This is a genomic window from Arthrobacter sp. P2b (genome assembly GCF_900168295.1).
In the GTDB taxonomy this organism is placed as follows: Bacteria; Actinomycetota; Actinomycetes; order Actinomycetales; family Micrococcaceae; genus Arthrobacter.
Map to the genome: position 1 here is coordinate 33,850 of NZ_FVZL01000007.1, position 20,392 is coordinate 54,241.

22 protein-coding genes are annotated in these 20,392 nt (G+C 66.0%); 9 read left to right on the plus strand and 13 right to left on the minus strand.

Going from position 1 to position 20,392, the window contains the following annotated elements; translation table 11 throughout:
* Window positions 1-38 precede the first annotated feature (38 nt).
* The gene (locus B5520_RS12860; protein WP_079597467.1) at window positions 39-986 is read right to left on the minus strand and encodes a manganese catalase family protein; all 948 of its coding nucleotides are present in this window, start codon (window positions 984-986) and stop codon (window positions 39-41) included.
* A 234-nt stretch (window positions 987-1,220) separates the two neighbouring features.
* Between B5520_RS12860 and phnD the strand changes: the two genes are divergently transcribed.
* From phnD to B5520_RS12885, 5 genes are read left to right on the plus strand one after another with little or no spacing between them, the layout of a single operon-like run.
* Window positions 1,221-2,126 (plus strand): phosphate/phosphite/phosphonate ABC transporter substrate-binding protein, encoded by a 906-nt coding sequence (phnD, locus tag B5520_RS12865; RefSeq protein ID WP_079597468.1) that lies wholly within the window; start codon window positions 1,221-1,223, stop codon window positions 2,124-2,126.
* Entirely contained in the window at window positions 2,126-2,944 is an 819-nt protein-coding gene (locus tag B5520_RS12870) for a phosphonate ABC transporter ATP-binding protein (RefSeq protein WP_104443495.1), read from the plus strand. The genes phnD and B5520_RS12870 overlap by 1 nt, the downstream gene beginning before the upstream one ends.
* On the plus strand, window positions 2,928-3,779 hold the full coding sequence (gene phnE, locus B5520_RS12875) for a phosphonate ABC transporter, permease protein PhnE (protein ID WP_079597469.1): 852 nt from the start codon (window positions 2,928-2,930) through the stop codon (window positions 3,777-3,779). Before B5520_RS12870 ends, phnE begins: the two co-directional genes overlap by 17 nt.
* Window positions 3,776-4,540: a tyrosine-protein phosphatase gene (locus tag B5520_RS12880; protein WP_079597470.1), complete on the plus strand. Its 765-nt coding sequence runs from the start codon at window positions 3,776-3,778 to the stop codon at window positions 4,538-4,540. Before phnE ends, B5520_RS12880 begins: the two co-directional genes overlap by 4 nt.
* Entirely contained in the window at window positions 4,537-5,232 is a 696-nt protein-coding gene (locus tag B5520_RS12885) for a TetR/AcrR family transcriptional regulator (protein ID WP_079597471.1), read from the plus strand. The genes B5520_RS12880 and B5520_RS12885 overlap by 4 nt, the downstream gene beginning before the upstream one ends.
* On the opposite strand, the gene B5520_RS12890 is transcribed toward B5520_RS12885, so the two are convergent.
* Together B5520_RS12890 and paaZ are read right to left on the minus strand one after the other, a co-directional pair.
* On the minus strand, window positions 5,229-5,453 hold the full coding sequence (locus tag B5520_RS12890) for a hypothetical protein (RefSeq protein WP_079597472.1): 225 nt from the start codon (window positions 5,451-5,453) through the stop codon (window positions 5,229-5,231). The two genes, B5520_RS12885 and B5520_RS12890, sit on opposite strands and share 4 nt — an antisense overlap.
* Window positions 5,454-5,509: 56 nt before the next feature.
* Complete coding sequence (gene paaZ, locus B5520_RS12895) at window positions 5,510-7,621, minus strand: phenylacetic acid degradation bifunctional protein PaaZ (protein ID WP_079597473.1); 2,112 nt, start codon at window positions 7,619-7,621, stop codon at window positions 5,510-5,512.
* Window positions 7,622-7,785: 164 nt separating this feature from the next.
* On the opposite strand from paaZ, the gene B5520_RS12900 reads away from it, so the two are divergent.
* Entirely contained in the window at window positions 7,786-8,235 is a 450-nt protein-coding gene (locus B5520_RS12900) for a PaaI family thioesterase (protein WP_079597474.1), read from the plus strand.
* Window positions 8,236-8,262: 27 nt separating this feature from the next.
* Here the strand turns inward: B5520_RS12900 and B5520_RS12905 are convergent, their stop codons facing one another.
* Both B5520_RS12905 and B5520_RS12910 read right to left on the minus strand, forming a co-directional pair.
* Window positions 8,263-10,464 (minus strand): S1 family peptidase, encoded by a 2,202-nt coding sequence (locus B5520_RS12905; RefSeq protein WP_079597475.1) that lies wholly within the window; start codon window positions 10,462-10,464, stop codon window positions 8,263-8,265.
* A complete protein-coding gene (locus tag B5520_RS12910) occupies window positions 10,461-11,180 on the minus strand; it encodes a tyrosine-protein phosphatase (RefSeq protein WP_254865564.1) in 720 nt (239 codons plus the stop codon). Before B5520_RS12910 ends, B5520_RS12905 begins: the two co-directional genes overlap by 4 nt.
* 160 nt (window positions 11,181-11,340) lie before the next feature.
* Here B5520_RS12910 and B5520_RS12915 point away from each other — a divergent pair, with 160 nt between their 5' ends.
* Entirely contained in the window at window positions 11,341-12,249 is a 909-nt protein-coding gene (locus tag B5520_RS12915; RefSeq protein ID WP_079597477.1) for an SGNH/GDSL hydrolase family protein, read from the plus strand.
* A 3-nt stretch (window positions 12,250-12,252) separates the two neighbouring features.
* Here B5520_RS12915 and B5520_RS12920 read toward each other — a convergent pair whose 3' ends face one another.
* Window positions 12,253-12,861: a GNAT family N-acetyltransferase gene (locus B5520_RS12920; RefSeq protein ID WP_079597478.1), complete on the minus strand. Its 609-nt coding sequence runs from the start codon at window positions 12,859-12,861 to the stop codon at window positions 12,253-12,255.
* 75 nt (window positions 12,862-12,936) lie between these two features.
* On the opposite strand from B5520_RS12920, the gene B5520_RS12925 reads away from it, so the two are divergent.
* Window positions 12,937-13,170, plus strand: a complete 234-nt coding sequence (locus tag B5520_RS12925) for a DUF6480 family protein (RefSeq protein ID WP_079597601.1) — start codon at window positions 12,937-12,939, stop codon at window positions 13,168-13,170.
* Between the two features lie 7 nt (window positions 13,171-13,177).
* Here B5520_RS12925 and B5520_RS12930 read toward each other — a convergent pair whose 3' ends face one another.
* The 6 genes from B5520_RS12930 to B5520_RS12955 form a co-directional block, all read right to left on the minus strand.
* Window positions 13,178-14,632 (minus strand): HNH endonuclease signature motif containing protein, encoded by a 1,455-nt coding sequence (locus B5520_RS12930; protein ID WP_079597479.1) that lies wholly within the window; start codon window positions 14,630-14,632, stop codon window positions 13,178-13,180.
* Between the two features lie 65 nt (window positions 14,633-14,697).
* Entirely contained in the window at window positions 14,698-15,588 is an 891-nt protein-coding gene (locus B5520_RS12935; RefSeq protein ID WP_079597480.1) for a 3-hydroxyacyl-CoA dehydrogenase family protein, read from the minus strand.
* Window positions 15,588-16,376 carry an enoyl-CoA hydratase/isomerase family protein gene (locus tag B5520_RS12940; protein ID WP_104443496.1) on the minus strand — a complete coding sequence of 263 codons (789 nt, stop codon included), beginning with the start codon at window positions 16,374-16,376 and terminating at the stop codon, window positions 15,588-15,590. The genes B5520_RS12935 and B5520_RS12940 overlap by 1 nt, the downstream gene beginning before the upstream one ends.
* Window positions 16,376-17,602, minus strand: a complete 1,227-nt coding sequence (locus tag B5520_RS12945) for a thiolase family protein (protein WP_079597481.1) — start codon at window positions 17,600-17,602, stop codon at window positions 16,376-16,378. The genes B5520_RS12940 and B5520_RS12945 overlap by 1 nt, the downstream gene beginning before the upstream one ends.
* A gap of 131 nt (window positions 17,603-17,733) precedes the next feature.
* The gene (locus tag B5520_RS12950) at window positions 17,734-18,420 is read right to left on the minus strand and encodes a pentapeptide repeat-containing protein (RefSeq protein ID WP_079597482.1); all 687 of its coding nucleotides are present in this window, start codon (window positions 18,418-18,420) and stop codon (window positions 17,734-17,736) included.
* Window positions 18,420-18,878: an SRPBCC family protein gene (locus B5520_RS12955; RefSeq protein WP_079597483.1), complete on the minus strand. Its 459-nt coding sequence runs from the start codon at window positions 18,876-18,878 to the stop codon at window positions 18,420-18,422. Before B5520_RS12955 ends, B5520_RS12950 begins: the two co-directional genes overlap by 1 nt.
* A 159-nt stretch (window positions 18,879-19,037) precedes the next feature.
* Between B5520_RS12955 and B5520_RS12960 the strand changes: the two genes are divergently transcribed.
* The gene (locus B5520_RS12960; RefSeq protein WP_079597484.1) at window positions 19,038-19,214 is read left to right on the plus strand and encodes a CsbD family protein; all 177 of its coding nucleotides are present in this window, start codon (window positions 19,038-19,040) and stop codon (window positions 19,212-19,214) included.
* A 96-nt stretch (window positions 19,215-19,310) separates the two neighbouring features.
* Here B5520_RS12960 and B5520_RS12965 read toward each other — a convergent pair whose 3' ends face one another.
* Complete coding sequence (locus B5520_RS12965) at window positions 19,311-20,366, minus strand: DNA polymerase IV (RefSeq protein WP_079597603.1); 1,056 nt, start codon at window positions 20,364-20,366, stop codon at window positions 19,311-19,313.
* Window positions 20,367-20,392 lie beyond the last annotated feature (26 nt).

Below are 20,392 nucleotides of genomic sequence, written 5' to 3' on the forward strand. Positions count from 1 at the left end.
CTGCGGCACCGGGAAAGAACCCCGGATTTTCGGGCCGATTACTTCGGCTCTTTGGGGTTGTTGGCTTCCGCCAGTTCCACCTCGGCCGTGGCCTGGATGAGGGCCAGCAGTTCGGGGTCCAGGCCCGGGGCAAACTCCTCTTTCCGCTCCGGCGACATGGTCATGGGGAAACCTTCGGGCATGACCTCGGTGGTCAGCTCGGTTCCGTCGTTCGAGGGTGACGCCCCACGGAACAGCTTGCCCGCCTGGCTGAGGTTGTCCGCGCCAAAGGTGTACTGGATGCTCTGCAGCCCCGTATCCAGAAGCTTCTTCACCTCGGGGAACTGTTCGGCGTTGGTCTTGGGGATGGGCAGGACCTTGCCCCAGTTCACGCCCAGGCTTTCCAGTGCCTTCGCGAAGGCGTTCTCGTGGGCCTGGTCCCGGACAATGAGGTAGGCGATGGTGGAACGCGCTGTCTTGTTGTCCGTCATCTCGTAGATACGGCACTTCTGCAGGCGGCCGGTGGATTCGAGCATCAGGTTGTAGAGCAGGTCCAGGACCAGGTTGCCGCTGTTGTAGACGTAGGAGCCGCTCCACGGATTGCCCGCCGCGTCCACGGGCAGGGCACCCTGCGCGCCCACCAGGTAGTGGTGGATGTTGCTGGTGTCGAGCGCGATCTTGAGGGGCGTGGCACCCTTGGCGCCGGGCTCGTCCACGGGGTCGGTCTTTTTGCCCTGGTAGCGCGGGGATCCGTCCAGGAGCTGCGAAATGGTGGTGCCGATCAGTTCAACGTGGCTGATCTCCTCGGTTCCCACGCCCTGCAGGAGGTCCTTGTAGGGCTTGGACGAAGGGTCGCCACGGAAGTTCATGCTCTGGAAGAGGTACTGCATCATGGTGCGCATCTCGCCGAACTGGCCGCCCAGTCCTTCCTGCAGGGCGTTGGCTGCAGCCGGATCCGGCTCGTCGGCGGCAATTTCATTGATCAGAAGCTGGGTATGCAAGTACATGGGCCATTTCCTCGTTTCGCTGGTTTGCTCTCACCGAAGGTCCTGCTCAGGTGAATGGATGCCACCACCGTAAGCATGCTTAGCTTTAATCGCAAGGGTACTTACTACTTTTCGCCTCCCATTGTTAACCTGCCGTTTCTTTTGCAGTACGGCGTTCTCGTAATTTCCCGTTGTCTGGCGGAGTTTGGATATCGGTGTTCTCGATAATCCCCCTCATCTTCCGCGAAGGACATCATGCGTTATCCCACTCCTCCTGCCCTTGGCATCCTGGCTGTCAGCACCCTCCTTGCACTCACGGGCTGCCAGGCAGCCGCTTCCGAGCCTGCGGACCCTGCAAGCGCCCCGATCACCATCGCCACCATTCCCCTCGGCGATGACCCCACCCAGGCGAACCCCATCGAGGCTTTCGCGGAACTGCTGGAGGCCGAAACCGGCCGCGAGGTGGAGGTCACGGACGTTCCCGACTACCTCAGCGTTGTGGAAGCCATCCGTGGCGACCACGTGGACATCGGCATCATGAGCGGTTTCCCGTCGGCCCTGGCTGTGAACACCGGCGAGGTCGACTCCCTGATGGCGTGGGCCGGCAGCGACGACCCCGTCTCCACCTGCGTGGTGCTGGACGGCTCCCCGGTCGAGAAGCTTGAAGACCTGCGGGGCAAGACCGTCGCCTTCGCAGACCAGGCGTCGAGTTCCGGCTACTTCATGCCGGTCTACATGCTGCACGAGGCAGGACTGAAGAAGGGCCAGGATTACGAGGCCATCTTTGCCGGCGGGCACGAGGGCAGCTTCGCCGCACTGAAGCAGGGCCAGGTGGACGCCGCCTGCACCTCCGTTATGCTCACCGAGCTCGGCGCACCCATGTTCCCCTTCGCGGAGGGTGAGTGGCGCGGCATTGGCAAGAGCCCCGCGATGGACGTCATGGGCAGCGTGCTTGCCCGCCAGTCGCTGGACAACGAGACCCGGCTGCAGCTGCAGGAGGCGCTGCCCAAGGTGTTCTCTGAGAACAACGCCGAGGCGCTGGGTGCACTCGGCAAGGGCTTCATCGGTCTCGAGGAAGTCATGGATCCGGAACCGGCCATCTTCGACTCCTTCGCCGAGATCGCCGCGGTGGCCGACGTGAAGCTTGAGGACCTGGGCTGATGAACGCGACGATTTCTGCAGCAGCCCTTACTCCCGAGGCACGACTGCTGCAGGCACTCCCGCTCATCTCGGTCCGGAACCTCACGGTGGCCTACGGCGACCAGCCGGTGCTGGACGGCGTCGACCTGGACGTCCGCCCGGGCGAAATGGTGGCCCTCCTGGGCGCCTCGGGCTCCGGCAAGTCCACCCTCATGAAGAGCCTTACCGGCTTCGCGCCGATCACGGCGGGAACCGCCAGGGTGGCCGGCTATGACGCCACGAACCTTCGACGCGGCGACCTGCGGAAGCTGCGCTCCGACGTCGGGCAGGTCTTTCAGCAGTTCAACCTGATTCCGCGCCTGAGCGTCCTCACGAACGTCCTCACCGGCGCCCTGCACAATGCCGGGCCCGGCAACCTCGTGGGCGGGTTCAGCAGTGCACACCGCCGCCTGGCCATGCATTACCTGGACCGGGTAGGCATCGCGCATAAGGCGAAGGAGCCTGCCCGTTCCCTGAGCGGCGGCCAGCAGCAGCGCGTGGCCATCGCCCGGGCGCTGATGCAGCAGCCCCGCGTCATTCTCGCCGACGAGCCGGTGGCCTCCCTCGACCCGAAACTCGCCGGCTCCGTGCTGGGCCTGCTGCGTGAAATCGCCACGGAAGACGGCATCCCCGTTCTCGTAAGCCTCCATGTCCTTCCCCTCGCCCTCGATTACAGCGACCGCATCCTGGGGCTCCGGCAGGGCCGGATGCTCATCTCGGCGCCCACCCACGGGCTTGATGCCCAGAAGCTGTCATCGCTCTACGACGACGAAGGAGAGCACGTTGACCACCACCCCTGAAACCACGGCGTCCCGCGGAGCCTCATCAGCGGCCCCGCCCCTGGACCCGGCAGAACGGCTGCGCCTCGAGCGTGCTTTCCGGGTGCCCCGCGCACGGTTCCTTACGGGCATTCCGCTGGCGCTCATCGTGCTGGCCTGGTCCTTCTGGGGCGCCGAATTCAACTTCGCCAAACTCGGCGAAGGAACGGTCAACATGGGCGAGTTCCTGTCGCGGCTCTTCCCGCCTGACTTTTCGAAATTCGGCACCATCGTGGCGTTGCTGGTTGAAACGCTGCAGATGGCCATCGTCGGAACCGTGCTCGGCGCGGTGCTGTCCCTGCTGGTCGCCTTTACCGCGGCGTCCAACATCGCCCCGCCCTGGCTCTACTACCCGGCGCGCTGGGTCATGAACATCATCCGGTCGGTGCCCGACCTGGTGTTCGCGCTCTTGTTCGTCTCCGCCGTCGGCCTGGGACCGTTCGCTGGAATCCTCGCCATGACACTGGGCTCCCTCGGCTCGATTGGCAAGATTTTCGCCGAGGCGATGGAGTCGGTGGACCGCGGGCCGGTCACCGCCATGGAGGCGGTGGGCGCGTCGAAGCGCCAGGTCATCCACTACGGCATCGTCCCGCAGGCAGCACCGCTGCTGGTCTCGTACACGCTCCTGCTGTTCGAGGGCAATGTTCGCGGAGCCACCATCCTGGGCCTCGTGGGCGCCGGCGGCATTGGCCTCGAACTCACCACGGCGATGCGGATGTACGACTACGGACACCTCAGCGCCATCATCATCTGCATCATCGCGCTCGTCACGGTCATCGACCAGGGCAGCGCACTCATCCGAAGGAGAATCACATGACAGCCCCCATCATCGACATCGAGCTCAGCGCTCCGGTCAACCTCCGGGACCTCGGCGGCATCCCCATCGAGGGCGGTGTCCTGCGGGAGGGTCTGGCACTGCGCGCCGACGACCTCTCCGTCATCACCGACGGGGACGCACGCCTGCTCGTGGACAACGGGCTCGCCGCCGTCATCGACCTGCGCACCGCTGACGAGGCCGCGCTCACGGGCCGGGGCCCGCTCGCCAACTATGCGGTGGCCTACCATCACCTGCCCCTGATGGAGAGCATCAGAGCGGGAATGCCCGACGGCGGCACTCCAGTGATCGAGCACGTCGCCATGGGCGAGATGTACGCCCGGATGGTGGAAACCGCGGCGCCGCAGCTCGCCAGCGCCCTGGGAATCATCGCCCTTGCCCCCGGGGCCACCGCCTTCCATTGCGCCGCAGGCAGGGACCGGACGGGCGTCCTGGCCGCGGCGCTGCTGCTGGCACTGGGTGCCGGCGATGACGCCATCGTCGCCGACTACGCCCGCACCCACTCCAACATGGCCGCCATCCTGCAGCGCCTGCGGCCCACCATGGGTGCGCTGATGGCCCGCCTCGGTTTCGACCTGGACGCGATGACCGCGGTGACCTTCTCCGACGAACCCATGGACATCTCGATGCTGACGATGCTCGCCAGACTCCGGGAACGCCACGGAGACGCACTGGCTCCCCTCCGCGCCGCCGGGCTAAGCAACGGGACCATCACCCGCCTCCGCCAACGGGCCCTTGCATGACCGCTCTTGCCACCGGGACTCCTGCCACCGGGACTCTGGCCATCGGGACGGAGGAGGCCCCGGCGCGTACCCCGCGCCGGGGCCCCGGCCGGCCACGCAACGAGGACATCGACGCCCAGGTCCTGGCAGCCGTCCTGGAACTCATTGACGACAAGCAGGACGTGACCGCGGCGCGGATCGTGGAGCGCAGCGGAGTCAGCCGTGCCGCCCTGTACCGGCGGTGGCCCTCGCTGACCACCCTCATCGCTGCCGCACTCGACGTGGGGCGTGAAATGCCTCCCGCGATACCTGCTGACGGAAACCTGCGGGACGCCATCCTCGAAACCCTGCTGGGCGCCACGGCCGGGACCGGGCCGGTGGACTACCCCGACGAGCGGTTCCGGCAGAGGATCCGGCTGGCCTTGGCGGACCGTGAACTGCAGAAGGCGTACTGGACATCCCACGTATCCCGGCGGCGGGCGCCCATCGAGAATGCGCTCCGGACAGGCATCGAGCGGGGCGAACTCCGGGCCGACCTCGATCCGGAAGCCTGTTTCGACCTCATCGCCGGCGTGTTCTACTACCAGCTGGTGGTCCGCGGCGATCACCTCGACGACGGGCATACCAGGGCCCGCTGCCGGTCCGCCCTGGACGTGGCTTGGCGGGGCATGGTGTCCGGCGGCCAGCCGGGCACCTCCCCCTTCGGCGGCTAGATCGGGTTGTTGCTGTCGTCCCGCTTGTCGGGGTCCTGGCCGTCCCCGTAGCCGGTGGCCGAGGCCAGTCCGCCAACCTGCTGGCCGGCATTGGTCTGGCCGGGCAGGAAGTGTCCGTCCGGGGAGGCTGCCTGTTCCTCCCCGGACCCCGGTGCGATGTCCTCGCGCAGATGCTCGTCAGTGGGAAGATCCTGGTTGCCGGGGGTTTCCTTGTCGCTCATCCCTCCAGCGAATCATCCTCTTGCGGCGACGGCAACCGCCGGCCCTGGTGCCTCGGCTACTTTTCCACGAGGGTGAGGACATCGTAGGTGGCCACGATCTCGTCGTTCTGGTTGGTGAGGACGGCATCCCAGGACACCTCGCCGTACTCGTCGGTCTCGCGCGGCGTGATTTTTTTGGCGGTGAGGGTCACCCGGATCGAATCGCCTGCGGCAACAGGGGTGATGAAGCGCAGGTTTTCCAGCCCGTAGTTGGCCAGAACGGGGCCCGGCGCGGGCTCCACGAACAGGCCGGCCGCCCAGCTCAGCAGCAGGTAGCCGTGCGCCACGATGCCCGGGAAGAACGGGTTGGCCTCGGCGGCTTCCTGGTTGGTGTGGGCGTAGAAGGTGTCGCCGGTTGAGTTGGCGAACGCCGTGATGTCCTCCAGCGTGACCTGCCGCAGGTCGGAGCGGACGGCGTCGCCGATGCGCAGCGTCTCCAGGGTTTTCCGGAACGGGTGCGTTCCTTCCGTCTCAACGGTGAAGTTCCGGTCTGCCCCGGCATGCCAGACGCCGGTGATTGCGGTGAGCATGTTCGGCGAACCCTGGATGGCGGTGCGCTGCATGTGGTGCATGACGGACCGGATGCCGCCCAGCTCCTCGCCGCCGCCGGCCCGTCCGGGACCGCCGTGGACCAGGTGCGGGACAGGTGAGCCGTGGCCGGTGGAGCTCCTGGCGTCCTCGCGATTGAGCATCAGGACGCGTCCGTGGTGCGCGGCGATGCCGGTCACGAGTTCGCGGGCAACGTCAGGATCGTTGGTGCACACCGTGGCCACCAGGGAGCCGCTGCCGCGGGCGGCGAGGCGGACGGCGTCGGCGGTGTCTTTGTACCCGATCACGGACGAGACCGGCCCGAACGCCTCCAGCGAGTGGACTTCCTCCGCCTCGGGGTTGTTCCAGTTCAGGAGGACCGGCGCCATGAAGGCGCCGCCGTCCACCACCCCGGTGGAACCGTTCGCGGAGGTGACCGACGGCGAATCAAGCGTTCCGTACGCAAGCTCACCGCCGGCGTCGAGCATTGACTGCACGGCCGCGCGGACGTCCTTAAGCTGTTCCACGGAGGCCAAGGCGCCCATGGTGACGCCGTCCGCGCGGGGATCACCCAGCACCACTCGTTCGGTGAGCCGCTGGCCGATGGCCTTGCTGACCGCGGAAACCAGCGCTTCGGGAACGATGGCCCGGCGGATGGCGGTGCATTTCTGGCCCGCCTTGGCCGTCATTTCGGTGACAACAGACCGGACAAAAGCATCGAATTCGGGCGTGCCTTCCACGGCGTCGGGGCCCAGGATGGCCGCGTTCAGGGAGTCGGTTTCCGAGGTGAAGCGGACGCCGCCCTGGACCACGTTGGGGTGGGACTTCAGGGACAGGGCCGTGGACGCAGAACCGGTGAAGGCCACCAGGTCGCGGTAGTCCAGCACGTCCAGCAGGCCGCGGACGGAACCGGAGATCAGCTGCAGCGAGCCCTTGGGCAGGATGTTGGATTCAACGATGGCCTTGACCACGGCCGCGGCGACATAGCCGGTGGGTGTTGCAGGCTTGACGATGGTGGGTACGCCGGCCAGGAACGCGGGCGCGAATTTCTCCAGCATGCCCCAGACCGGGAAGTTGAAGGCGTTGATCTGCACGGCCACGCCGGGAATGCGGGTGTAGATGTGCTCGCCGGCGAAGGAGCCGTCCTTGGACAACACCTCCATGGGCCCGTCCACCACAACCTGCGAGTTGGGCAGTTCGCGCCGGCCCTTGGAACCGAAGGTGAAGAGGACGCCGATGCCGCCGTCGATATCGATCAGGTTGTCGATTTTGGTGGCGCCGGTCTGTGCAGAGAAAGCGTAGAAGTGTTCCCGCCGGGCGTGCAGGTACTGCGCCAGTTCCTTGAGCTTCAGGGCGCGCTGGTGGAAGGTGAATTGCCCCAGTTCCGCCTGGCCCGTGGTGCGGCCGTACTCCACGACGGCGGCCAGGTCCAGCCCTTCCGTGCTCACCTTGGCCAGGATCTCCCCGGTGCTGGCGTCACGGACAGGCACGGCTGACGCCGTTGATCCGGCGTCGGGCGTCCACCAGGAATCCATGATGAAGCTGGGCACCGTTTCCACGGTGTCGAGCGTGGCGTGGGGAGCTGTGGCAGTGGTGGTCATCGTTGACGGTCCTTCCAACAAGGGGGCAGGAAACGGCATCCGATCATTACTGACCGTCCGTTCGGTAATATAAGTACCTTACATGAATGTGCCGCCGTGCACACTAGAACGGACCACACCATCACGCTGCACACTGGAAGCACATCAGCCCCGAAGGAGAGCACATGAACGCCGCATCCCCGAACGAATCAGCCACCCAGGCAAGTCCCGCCGCCGAGCATGAGCTGTGGAAGATCCACCTCGGCGAGCTGGACGAGAAGATGGGCGTCAAGATCGTCGAAGAGTCGGTGGAGCGCGTGGTGGCTACCATGCCTGTGGAGGGGAACAGGCAGTCCTTCGGGCTGCTGCACGGCGGGGCGTCGCTGGCTGTCGGCGAGGCTGTGGGTTCGTGGGCGGCGGTCATCCATGCGAGCACCATGGGCAAGACCGCCGTGGGAGTGGACGTTTCCGCCACCCACCACCGCTCCGCGCGCGAGGGCCAGGTGACCATCACGGCCACGCCCATCCACCTGGGCGGCACGCTCACCACGCACGAGGTGGTCATCGCCAACGAAGCCGGGCAGCGGCTTTGCACCATGCGCATCACCAACCTGCTGATGCGGCGCCATAAGTAGCCGCACCGGGGTTAAGCCTGTCGAGACCTACCCGTTGCGCTTCCTGCGCCTGACCAGCGCCATCAGGACTCCCCCGACGGCGATCGCTGCCGCGGCAGCGATCGCAGTCGGCAGCAGCACCGACGAACCGGTGAAGGCCAGGTAGCCGGCACCCGCCGGGGCACGTGAGCCGTTCCCTGTGTTGGCGAGATCAGCCGGAGGCGTGCTGGCAGCGGGCGGTACGACGACGGCGGGGGCGCCGTCCGAAGGATCTGCCGGCGCCGCCGGGGCCGGGTCAGCCCGGGCAGGGTCAGCCGGAACGGATGCGGGGTTTGTCGGCGCTGAGTCGGCGGGAGCAGGTGCCGGATCAGCCGGAGCGGGTGCGGGGTCAGTCGGCGCCGCCGGGGCCGGGTCAGCCGGAACGGGAGCCGGGTCAGCCGGAACGGGAGCCGGGTCAGCGGGAGCAGGCGGTCCCGGATCAACTGGCGCCGGCGGCTTAGGATCGGACGGTTCAGCCAGCGCAAACTCAAAGCTGCTTATCCCGGAAACACTGAACCCATTCACAGTTTCCGCGGTAAACCGAAGCGCCTTATCGCCGTCAGGCGCCGGGAAGCTCCAGTTTCCCTCGGTATCAACCTGGACTTCGAAAGGATCCTCTCCGTCCAGCCTGATCCGGACTTTCGACCCCGCGGCGACGGCGGACGCGGGAGCCGCAGGAACCGTCCCGGCGACACGCTGCCCCGGCTCATAAGTAGCGCCAGGCGCAGGCGTGGTGACGGTGGGCTTGTTGAGGAAGAGTTCCAGCTCATAGCCGGGCAGGACGGCCAGGCTGTCCCTGAGGGTTGCGGCGATAGCCATGTTTTGGATGACATTGCCGTTCTCGTCAGGGGTATCCCCTGCCGCATGTGTCCCCACCGCGTAGTTGCCGCTGATGTAGGGGCCGCCGGAGTCACCACCGCTGGACTGCACGGCGTAGGAGAGGAAGCCGCGGAAGGCGCGAAGGTCTGTGGGGTCGGCCGCGTAGCCGGGGCCTGGAACAACAAAGATGCCCACCGCGTCGATCGTCCCGCAGGACCAGAAGGACGACCGCCCGGACCGGCACACCGGCATTCCCGCCACTGGATCCGCGCTGCCGATGATCTTCACGTCGGGACCGGGCTCGGACTGGTTGCCCCAGGTACTGGCCGCCGGCAGCGGGTCAATGTCCGGTCGCAGGGACTCGATCACGGAGATGTCGGTGCCCACGTTCCCGGGATTATCCGGGTCCAGCGGATTTTCGATGATGCGGGAATTGCCCGGGCCACCGTACTGGCTGAACCCAAACCTGCCCAGCAGCCCTACCTGGTTGAACTGGAATTCCAGGGTCGCCGTTTCGGCTGCACCATCCGACGCGCAGTGTCCCGCAGAGAGGACGGCGGGCAGGCCGGCGGGGTCGAAGGCAGAGAAGCCGGTGGAGCAGATCCAGCCGGTGTCGGCAATGTAGCCGACTCCCCCGGGAACGTCAGCTTCAGGCGCAAGGGAAGCGCCGCCGTCGAGCTCCACGTTGGCGTACCGTGCCACGAACTCCGCGGGCGACACCTTTCCGGAACCGGCGGCCGGAGCACTGGCGCGCGCGTCCGACGTCGATTCCGGTGTGTTGATGCCGCCGGTCCGGATGACAAATTTGCCGTCGGAGGCCACCACGGACTGCAGGCCTTGGGGGCCCACCTCGCGCAGGTACGCCTGGAACAGTTGGTCGGCGCTCACCGCGAGCTCTGCACCTTCGGTGGAGCGGGACTCCGGTGAAACGCCAGCACCGGATCGCCCAGCCTCCGCTGACGACGCAGGAGCCGGCGCAGGGGGCGACGCTTCAAGGGCCAGCTCAGGCATCGTGACGGCAAGGGCCGCCACCTTCTCGAGCAGCTCTGCTCCCGACCCCGAGACCACAATCTGCCCGGCTTCCAGCCTGATGCCGGTGTATCCCGCCACGCTACGCAACTGGCTTGCCGCATCGGCGGCTTTGGCGCCCAGCGCTCCGGCAGCAGCGAACTCCTCCGGGGTAAGCCCGAGGTCGCGCTGCACCGCTCCCGCAAGCGCACGCTCGGACAGGCCGGAGCCCGAGGCATCCGGACCTTCGGTGTTGGCACCGGCAGGCTGGCCGGTTGCGGGTTCGCCCGTTCCCCACGCCGGCGGGGCCACATATGCGGACGACGCCAAAACCCCGGCGACGGCGCCCAGCGAGAGGAACCGCCGGAGGTTGCGTGCCCTCATCGGGCAACTCCCGCTCCGCACAGTGACAGGACGGCGTCCAGCTCATGGGAAGCCAGGCCGTTCCGCAGGAGGAAGTTCCGCGTATCAAGGGTGCGTACGAAGTCCACCACCGCCAGGCCACGCTGCTCCAGTAGGGGTTCAAGCTCGGCGTCCTCCACGTACCGTTCCCGATCGTGTGGCGGGCCGTGGGTGCGGTAGCGCTCGTTGATGCCGCGGGCCGCCCGACGGTAGCCCTCCGCGATATCCTGGTCGGAGTCCCCTGCCAGGTCCTGCACCATGGCGGCGACCATGCCGCTGCGGTCGCGGCCGGCCGCGCAGTGCAGCACTACGTCGCCACGGCTTGCTGCCGCGGCCAAGGCCTGGAAGACGCCGACGAGCTTTTCCGGGAAGATCCGGGCATTGTCGGCATAGTACGCGGGGTCGTTGAGGTAGGGGCCAGTGACGGCGGTCAGGCGAGGATCGCCGGGCTCCTCGGTGGGCGCTGCGACCACTGCCATGCCCTGAAAGGCCGCCCGGGAGACGACGGGATCCGTGTCCCGGCGCCGCGCTTCCGCTGCGTTCCTAAGGTCAAGAACGGTGCGGATGCCGGCGTTGTACGCCTGTTGCCATCCCGCCTCCGTCAGCCATTCCCGGCGTCCCATCCGATAGACACCGCCGGCCACATGCCAAGCGTTGACAGCACCATCCCAGTCCATGGACCTGCCCGGTTTGCTCATTCGGACAGCTAATCACATCAGTCACAGGAGCCGCACGTCACAAACAGGTACAGGTTCGCAAAGATGAGTACGTGAGGCCGGTGACCGGCGCGGAGGGTAAGCGTACTCTGGCTCCTAGATGATGCCTGAGCCCACAGTTGATGTTCAAAGGAGAACCCCAATGGGAAACACAGCAGTACGACGGCGTCACGCAGGTTTTGCCGCCGGCCTCGCCAGCCTGGCAATGGCACTTGGCTTTACCGCCGTTCCCGCAGACGCGGCGCCGCGGCCGAAGGTTGATTACGTGGCGGTAGGTGATTCGTACACTGCGGGCACCGGGGCGGGCCCCTTCCAATTTTCATTCCCTTGCGATCAGACGCCAGGAGGTTATGTTGACCTGGTGGGCGCAATGGGCCGGGTGACGCTTATAGCGAACGCTGCCTGTCACGGTGCCCTTTTGAGCCACGAGAGTACAGTTCCCCATTCGCTGGACATCCCAAGTGTGCAGGAGCAGATCCAGCGACTCACTGACTCGCTAGCTCTATCAGAAGGCACGGAATTGGTAAGCATTACGGCCGGTGCTAATGACGTTGGAGTCACCGGTGTCCTCATTGCCTGCCTAACACAACTGCCTGAAGTCTGCCTCTTGCAGGTAAAGGAAGCCGAAACCAGGTTCCTTGAGCTTTATCTAAATCTCAAGGAAGCCTACGTCGACATCCAAGGCTCTGCTCCCGAAGCTACTATTGCCGTCCTTGGCTACCCCAGACTGTTCGACCCGAGCAGACCGTTTGCTGGCGTAGACCCTGCGATATTAAGGACAATCAACGCAGCGATCGATGGTTTGAACACCACCATCGCGAGGGCCGTAGAGGATTCAGAAACTAACGCAGTATTTATCGATGTGAACCGGCGTTTCGCCGGACATGAGGTGAATTCCGAAGAGCCGTGGATTTTCTTTTCACCTCCGACCATATCCGACGGAAATCTCGTATTCGATGATCGCAACTTCCACCCCACGCCCGCAGGACATCAGGCCTATGCGTCCGCTCTTATCAGCACGATCAAACCGGCGCAATTGGTTCGGCCGTAATCACTACCCCCGCTTAGCCAGCCGGTACTCCAGCCCGGCGCGGACCATTGGCCACTCGTGCTCTGGGATCGAGAACACCACAGTGTCCCGCAGGAGTCCGTCGCGGGTTCGGGAGTGGTTGCGCAGGATGCCGTCCTGCTTGGCCCCGAGCCGCGCGATGGCCTCACGTGACTGGTGGTTGAGCCAGTGCGTGCGGAACTCGACCGCCGGGCAGCCGATGGTTTCGAACGCGTGCCGCAGCAGCAGAAGCTTCGAGTCCGGGTTGGTCCCGGTCCCCTGCACGGACGCGGCGTTCCAGGTGGAGCCGATCTCCACGCGTGGCGTGCCGGCGTCGATGTTCATATAGGTGGTCATGCCGATGATCCTGCCCGGGCCGCCGGTGGCCGGGTCGATCAGCCTCGTAGTAAAGGGCAGCATGGAGCCCTCCTCCTGCAGGGCGAGCCGCCGCCGGATTTCGGCAGCCATCTCTTCCGGCGCTGGAACGGACGTGTACCAAAGCTTCCACAGTTCGCCGTCCTTGGCGGCCTCGACCAGGCCGTCGTGGTGTCCGGCGGCCAGAGGCTCGAGGATTACATGGCGCCCGGTCAGGGTAAGGGGTTCAAGGAAAGTCACTGCACCAGCCTAGGCCCCGCAATCATGGCCGGTTACGCTGGGGGCAGCACCAGGACGACGAGCAAGGGAGTTGACGTGTCAGGAACCAACCCGGATCCGGAGGACGACAAGATCACAGGCCTGGAACCGGGCGGCGGAGTCCCTCCCGGCGAAACTCCTCCAGGTGAAGGTTCGGTGGCAGGCACCCGGGAGCCCAGGCAGTCGGGATCGGGGAAGGCCCAGCAGGTCTTCTGGATCGGTGCCATCGGAGCCGGTGTGCTGCTCTTCCTCCTGTACTTCATCGGTTACATCGTGGGCTTCTTCGACTAGAAACTGCTCAGCCGCGGGAGTACAGGATTTGTTCCAAGGCGTCTTCTCCCGGGGACAGCCCAAGGTGCACCAAGTCCGGGTAGCCGCCCACGGCATCACGCAGCGTTTCCGGCCAGTGTGGTGGTTCCCAGTCCTGGTGTTCGCTTTTGTATCTTCTGCCTGAGGGTGAGATCCAGCCGGGTGGTTCGTGTTTCGTGGCCGGGGTGGGTGTCCAGCCGCTGGTGTGCCTGAGGCGGTGGTGTTTGCGGCAGGGCTGGCCCAGGTTGCTGATCCCGGTGGTCCCGCCGTGATGCCAGGCCAACAGGTGGTCTGCTTCGTTGTCCAGGGAGTTGTTGGAACAGCCGGGGAAGGGGCACTTCCCGTCCCTCAAGCGCAGCCACCGCCGGATAGCTTTGGTGACCCGGTAGCTGGTGCGGCCGATTTCCAGGGGCGCCCCGTCCCGCGGGTCCACCAGCACCCGGTAAAACGAGCCAGCCCCGTCCGCGACCAGCTTCCGCGCCATCGATGCGGGGATGGGGCCGTAGCCGTCAAGCATCGCCGGTTCATCCGTCAGCCCCATGAGCGAGAACACGGGCACCGTAACCAGGACCTCCGCGTGCGGAGTGCGGACCTCCGCAACCATACCGGGGCTCTGCCCGTGCTGCCCGTCCTGTCCGTTGCTGAGGACGGCGTCGGCGAAGATGTCGGCGCAGAGCTGGGGCAGGGTGCGGGACTCGTCCGGGCCTTGCAGTCCCCGGGCGAGGGCGGTAGTGCGGTTCCACATCGCCGACGCGGTATCGGCAGGGAGGTAGGCGTGGAACCAGGCCATCCCGTCCATGTCCGGGCGGTGTTCGACCCGCCGCTCCGCAACACTCCTGGCGTGGCGCTTTTCAAGGGATTCGGGGTGGTGGCGTTCCCGCCAGATCCGGGCCTTGTGCCGGAACCGGTGCGGCACCAACTCCCCCGGCCCCGCACACCCGCGGGCCGGCCCCGGTGCCTCCGGCCCCAGAAAGTGCGCCTCCAACGCCGCGGCCCCGGCCCGATCCAGGGTGGCGGTTTCCTCCACCATGGCCTTCGCGTGCGCCCACGACAGGCTCCCGTCCTGCAACCCCGCCAAGGTCAACGGCAAAACATCGGCCAGCACCTGCGACTGCTCCAGCAGCACACCGGCAGCCCGCGCACCAATAGTCAACACACCCGCGACCTCGGCGACCATCGACGCTTCCTGCGCCATCGCCCCGCACGGCACCATGGCCCGTGCCGCCACAGCCTTGGCCGCTTCTGCATACCCTGCGGCCAGATGCACCTTCAACGCAGCGGTCCCGGCCTCAAGCCGGGCGACCCCGGCGAGCCCGTCCAGACTCCGATCAGCCTGCTCCCGCAACGGATCAAAACCCTCACAGGTCCCACGCAGCACAACACCCAGCTCAGCAAGGGACGCCTCAAGGACCTCCAACGCTTCCAATGCCGCCCTGCCCGCCATACCCACATCATGACAGGGGGGTCTGACAATGTGCGGCCGAGGGTCAGGCCACGGCGACGGACAGCCTAGCTGGGCCAGTCAAAAAAGCCCTTGCCGGTCTTACGGCCCAGCTCGCCCCGGGCCACCTTGTCCTTGAGGATCTGCGGCGGGGCGAAGCGCTCCCCCAGGGTGGAGTGCAGGTATTCCGCGATCCCCAGCCGTACGTCCAGCCCCACAATGTCGGTGGTCTTGAGCGGCCCGGTGGGGTGCTTGTAGCCCAGGACCATGGCGGCATCGATGTCCTCCGCAGACGCCACGCCCTCCTCCACCATGCGCATCGCCTCCAGGGCGATGGCCACGCCGAGCCGTGAGGAGGCGAATCCGGGGGCGTCATTAACGACGACGGCGGTCTTGCCAAGTGCCTCAACCCACCCCTTTGCCGCGGTGGCGAGCGCGGGGGATGTCCGTTCGCCGAGCACCACTTCGATGAGCGTGGACGCCGGAACCGGGTTGAAGAAATGCAGGCCCAGGAAGTTCTCCGGCCGCTTCAGCTCCCGGGCCAGGCCATTAACGGACAGCGATGACGTGTTGGACGCCAGGTACGCATCGTCGGCCAGCCGCTCCTCGATGCCGCGCAGGGCAGTGACTTTGAGGTCCCAGTCCTCCGGCACGGCCTCGACCACGAGCTGGCGCCCGGCAAAGGCGTCATAATCCACACCCACGGTCAGCCGCGAGACCATTTCATCCAGGTTGGCGTCCACCACGCCGCGCTCAATGCTCTTCACAGCCGCCGATTCAACCCGTTCACGCGCGGCTTCGGCAGACTGTTCGTCGCGCTCGATGACCAGAACGTCGGCGCCCTTGACCAGGAAGGCGTGGGCGATACCGGCACCCATGCGGCCGCCGCCCAGGACGCCCACCGCTGCGGGCAATCCGGAATCTGCGGGCAGGCCGGAAGGAGGGAAGGAGTCGTTCATCAGTTCTTCTTTCCAGGCGTCTTGTCGGCTTTTTTGTCCAGGAATTTCTGCATCCGGTCGAACTTGGCCTGTGACTCGAAGAGGATGCCTTGGGCCAGCTGGTCGATCAGGGGGTGGGCCTCCGCCGGGGCATGGAACACGGACTTGGTGATCCGGACAGCCAGCGGGTCCTGCCGGCCAATGCGGTCCGCCAGGCTGTGTGCTGCGTCCAGGAGGCCAGCCGCGTCATGGATTTCGGTGATGAGGTTGACCGCCAGCGCTTCGTCGGCGCCAAGTACCCGCCCGGCCAGGAGGATCTGTTTGGCCACGGGTTCCCCCACCAGTTCCTTGAGCCGCCAGCTGGCACCGGCGGCCGCGAGAATGCCAAGTCCGGTTTCCGGGTTGCCGATCCGGACGTCCGGCGTGCCGATCCGAAAATCCGCGGCGTACGCGAGTTCCGCTCCGCCGCCCAGGCAGTACCCGTCCAAGGCGGCGATCACCGGCATGGGCAGTTTGGCGATCCGCACGAAGATGGTGGAGTTAATGCCCTGGAGGGCGTCATCCCTGCGCCGCTCGCGCAGCTGGGCGATGTCGGCACCGGACGCGAAAACGCCGTCGACGCCCGCCAGGATCAGCACCTTGGGGTTCTGTTCCAGGGCGGCGCACACGGTATGCAGTTCATCCACCATCTGCTGGTCGATCGCGTTGCGCACCTCGGGCCGGTTGAGCAGCACCACCACGCGGTCGCCGCGTTCCTCCACCAGGAGGGCGTGGAACTTCTCCGCCGCCAGGTCCACGGCGCCCGGCATCAGACTTTCTCCAGCAGCATTGCGGTGCCTTGGCCCACACCAATGCACATGGTGGCGAGGCCCACCTTGGCGTCCTCGCGCTCCATGCGGCCCAGCAGGGTGATGGCGATCCGTGCCCCGCTGGAACCCAGCGGGTGTCCCAAAGCGATGGCGCCGCCGTCGAGGTTAACAATGTCCGGTTCCAGTCCAAGCCGGCGGATGCACGCCAGGGACTGAGTGGCAAAGGCTTCGTTAAGTTCGACGGCGGCAAGGTCGCCTACGCTGAGTCCGCTCCGCTTGAGGACTTTCTGGGTGGCGGGCACCGGGCCGATGCCCATGATTTCCGGTTCGCAACCGGCCGACGCGCCGTCAATGATGCGCGCGCGGGGTGTCAGGCCGAGCCGCTCAATGGCCGCTTCGGACGCGACGATGATGGCTGAGGCGCCGTCATTGAGGGACGAGGAATTCCCGGCGGTCACCACAGACCCGCCGTGCGCCACGGGCTTCAGCCCGGCGAGGACGTCCATGGTGGTCCCGGGCCGTGGGCCCTCGTCGGTATCCACTACGGTTTCCGACTTGCGGCCCTTAACGGTCACGGGCACGATCTCGTCCTTGAACCGGCCTGCTTCAATAGCCGCCAGGGAACGTTCATGCGAGCGGACCGCGAAAGCGTCGGCGTCCTCCCGGGAGATGTTGTCAACGCGGGCCACTTCCTCCGCGGTTTCCGGCATGGAGTACGTCATCTTGCCGTCGCGCGACAGCCCGCCGTGCTGGAACTGGGGATTGGTGAAGCGCCAGCCGATGGAGGTGTCGAAAATATGGCCGGGCTTGGCGAAGGCGCTGGTGGGCTTTTCCTGTACCCAGGGGGCACGGCTCATGGATTCCACCCCGCCTGCGATCACGATGTCCGCGGCGCCGGCTTTGATCATGTGGCTGGCCTGGATGATGGCGCTGAGCCCAGAGGAACAGAGCCTGTTGACGGTGATGCCGGGGATGTGAAGCGGCAGCCCGGCCAGCAGGGTGGCCATGCGTGCCACATTGCGGTTCTCCTCGCCGGCACCGTTGGCGTTGCCCAGGATGACTTCATCGATACTGTCCGGATCAAGGCCCGCACGCTGCACTGCCTCCCTGACCACCAGGGCCGCAAGGTCGTCGGGGCGGACTGACGACAGCGCGCCGCCGTATTTGCCCACCGGCGTTCGGACCCCGCCAACAAGGAAAGCCTGCGGACCTGCGGTTGCAGCCATGGAAACACCCTTCACGGATAAACAGCACTGTCATCGGCGCCCGGCACAGCGGATTCCTCCACTTACCGACCGTTCGTTCTGTAAATAGTACACGGCAGGGCTGCCGTTGCGTACCTCCGGGCGAAGGCCGGTTACAGGACCGTCACGCCAAGGTGAGCTGCGAGCAGGGGTGCCAGAAGGCCCAGCTGGTAGTCGTCAATGACGATTCCGGCCATGCTGCCGAGTCCGCTGATGGTGCGGAAATCGGTGCCGCGAACGTCGAAATCCTTGAGCTTGGCTCCGTTCAGGTCCAGCGTGCCGATGGTGCAGTTCTTCAGGGCCACCCGCGTTCCGGCCGCCGAGCCGAGGTCCAGTTCGTTGATGATGCAGTCGCTGATCAGGACGTCCGTCAGCTTGGCGCCGCGGAGGTTGAGGAAGTCGAGCTTGCCGCCGTCGATCCGGACAGACTGCCAGCCGCTCTCGTAAAGTTCGGCAGATCCCAGCCGGGGATTGCGGAATTCGACGTCCCGCCACGCGGTCCTGGCTGCCCGAAAAACCGGGGCATACAGCTCACCCAGGATGCAGTCGCGGAAACCTGCCCCGCGCAGTTGGGTGTCATTAAAGGACACGCCCGCAAACTCACACTCGGCGAAATCTGCGCCGCTCAACTCCAAACCGTCGGCGGCCGCACGGCTGTACCGCCCGCCGTCGTACTTTCCACCACGCTCGAAGTCAGGAGCCGGCCGGTCCGCCAAGTCCTCCAGCACCACCGGCGAAAGCCGGGGCGCGGCCACTTTCAGGCCGGCACTTTTCCCCGTCCCCGCCCGCGCGCCCGCCACTACAGCGATTCCGCTTTGGCAGCGATTTCCGAAAGGTCCTTCGCGAGTGCTTTGCGCGTGGCCGCCATGCCCAACTTTCCGAAAAGCGCCATCATGATGCGGCTCGCGGCGTTGGGTTTAGTAACCTCAGCCCCGAACGTGAGGGTCAGATCGGTTCCGTCGCCGCGCGGGGCAAGGCTAAAGCGCGCACTGTAATCCGCGCCGCCCTGGACTGCCTTCACTGTGGTGCTCAGCGGCGGGTCAGCCTGGGCCACCCACATCTCCACGGTCTCTGACCGGCCCAGCATTTTCCGGGTCTCCTTCCACCGCGTGCCCTCCCCGTACGGGCCGTCCGTGAGGAGCTGCACCGCCTGCACACCGGACAATGTTGCGGCCGAACCGGGGATGTCGGTGATCACGGACCAGACCTTTTCGGGCGGAGCCTGGACGTGCTGGGTGAGGCTTGTGCTGTTCTCCATGAATTCGAGCCTAGCCGCGGGCAACGACATTCAACAGGCGCCCGCCCGCCAACCGCCAGCCCCACCTGCCGGATCAGTTGGACTTGAAATAGTAAGCAAGCTTCGTGTTAGGGTGAAAAGGCATTGTTTGATCAACGGAAACGAAAGGAGGCCACCACCATGGGCCTCGGAGACAAGATCAGTAACGCAGCAGAAGATATGGGCGGCAAGGCCAAGGAAGCTGCGGGCAACGCAACCGACAACGACCGCCTGAAGGCAGAAGGCCAGACCGACCAGGTCAAGGCAGACGCCAAGAAGGTCGGCGAAAGTGTCAAGGACGAGTTCAAGCGCGACTAGTCCTTCCTGATGCAGCCGCAGCGAACGGCGTGCTGCAGCAGTCAGAAATGGCGGTGGATCCCACGGGATCCGCCGCCATTCTGGTATCCAACCACTTCACCATCCGCTGCGGGTGGGCGTATGCCCTTCCCGGGAGTCTGCGGGCATGGTCATTTCTGCCCGCAGCCCAAGGAGCCGGATGGGACGGTCCGGCTCGATTTTCGCCATCAGGTCGAGGGTGCGGGCCAGCACTTCCGCGGGATCGGACGTCTCGGGGATCTTCCGGGCGTACGTCTTGGTGATGAACGGGACGTAGCGGACCTTGAGTGTCAGCCCGATGACCGGCCGGCCCTCGCCCGCGACATCCTCCAGGACGTGCGCTGCCAACTCCCGGACGGCGTCGTCAATCTGCCCGGGCTCCGTCAGATCGTGCTGGAAGGTGGTTTCCCGGCTGTGCCCGCGTGCCACCCAGGGCGTGTCATCGACTGTCCGTGAACCGTCGCCCCGTCCGAGCTGCGCGTACCAGGGGCCCATCTTCGGGCCGAACTCGGGAACCAGGTCATCAGGATTGGACGCCGCAAGCTGGGCAACAGTCTTGATGCCGAGCGTGGCCAGGCGGCGCGACACCTTGGTTCCCACACCCCACAGCTCAATGGTGAGCCTGCTCCCCATGACGTCCAGCCAGTTGTCTTCGGTAAGCCGGAAGACACCGGCAGGCTTGCCGAACGTGGTGGCTACCTTGGCGCGGACCAGAGTGTCACCGATGCCAACGCTGCAGTGCAGCCGGGTTTCCTCGAGGACGGCCTGCTGCAGTTGCCGGGCGTAGGCCTCCGGATCCGTTGCCTGCACGCCAATGAACGCTTCATCCCAGCCGAGCACCTGGACCGTGGCGCCCGGCTGCGAGCGCAGCACCGCCATGACCTGTTCGGATGCAGCGAGGTAGGCGTCCTGGTCGACGGGCAGGATGATGGCGTCGGGTACTTTCCGCGCGGCGATGCGCAGCGGCATTCCCGAGCCGACGCCGTACGCCCTGGCTTCATAGGACGCCGTGGACACAACTGCCCGCTCGGTGGGATCCCCGCGGCCGCCAACGATCACCGCTTTGCCCGCGAGCTCGGGCCGCCGGAGCACTTCGACGGCCGCAATGAACTGGTCAAGGTCCACATGGAGCACCCAGGGTTCGGTCACATGCCCCAGTC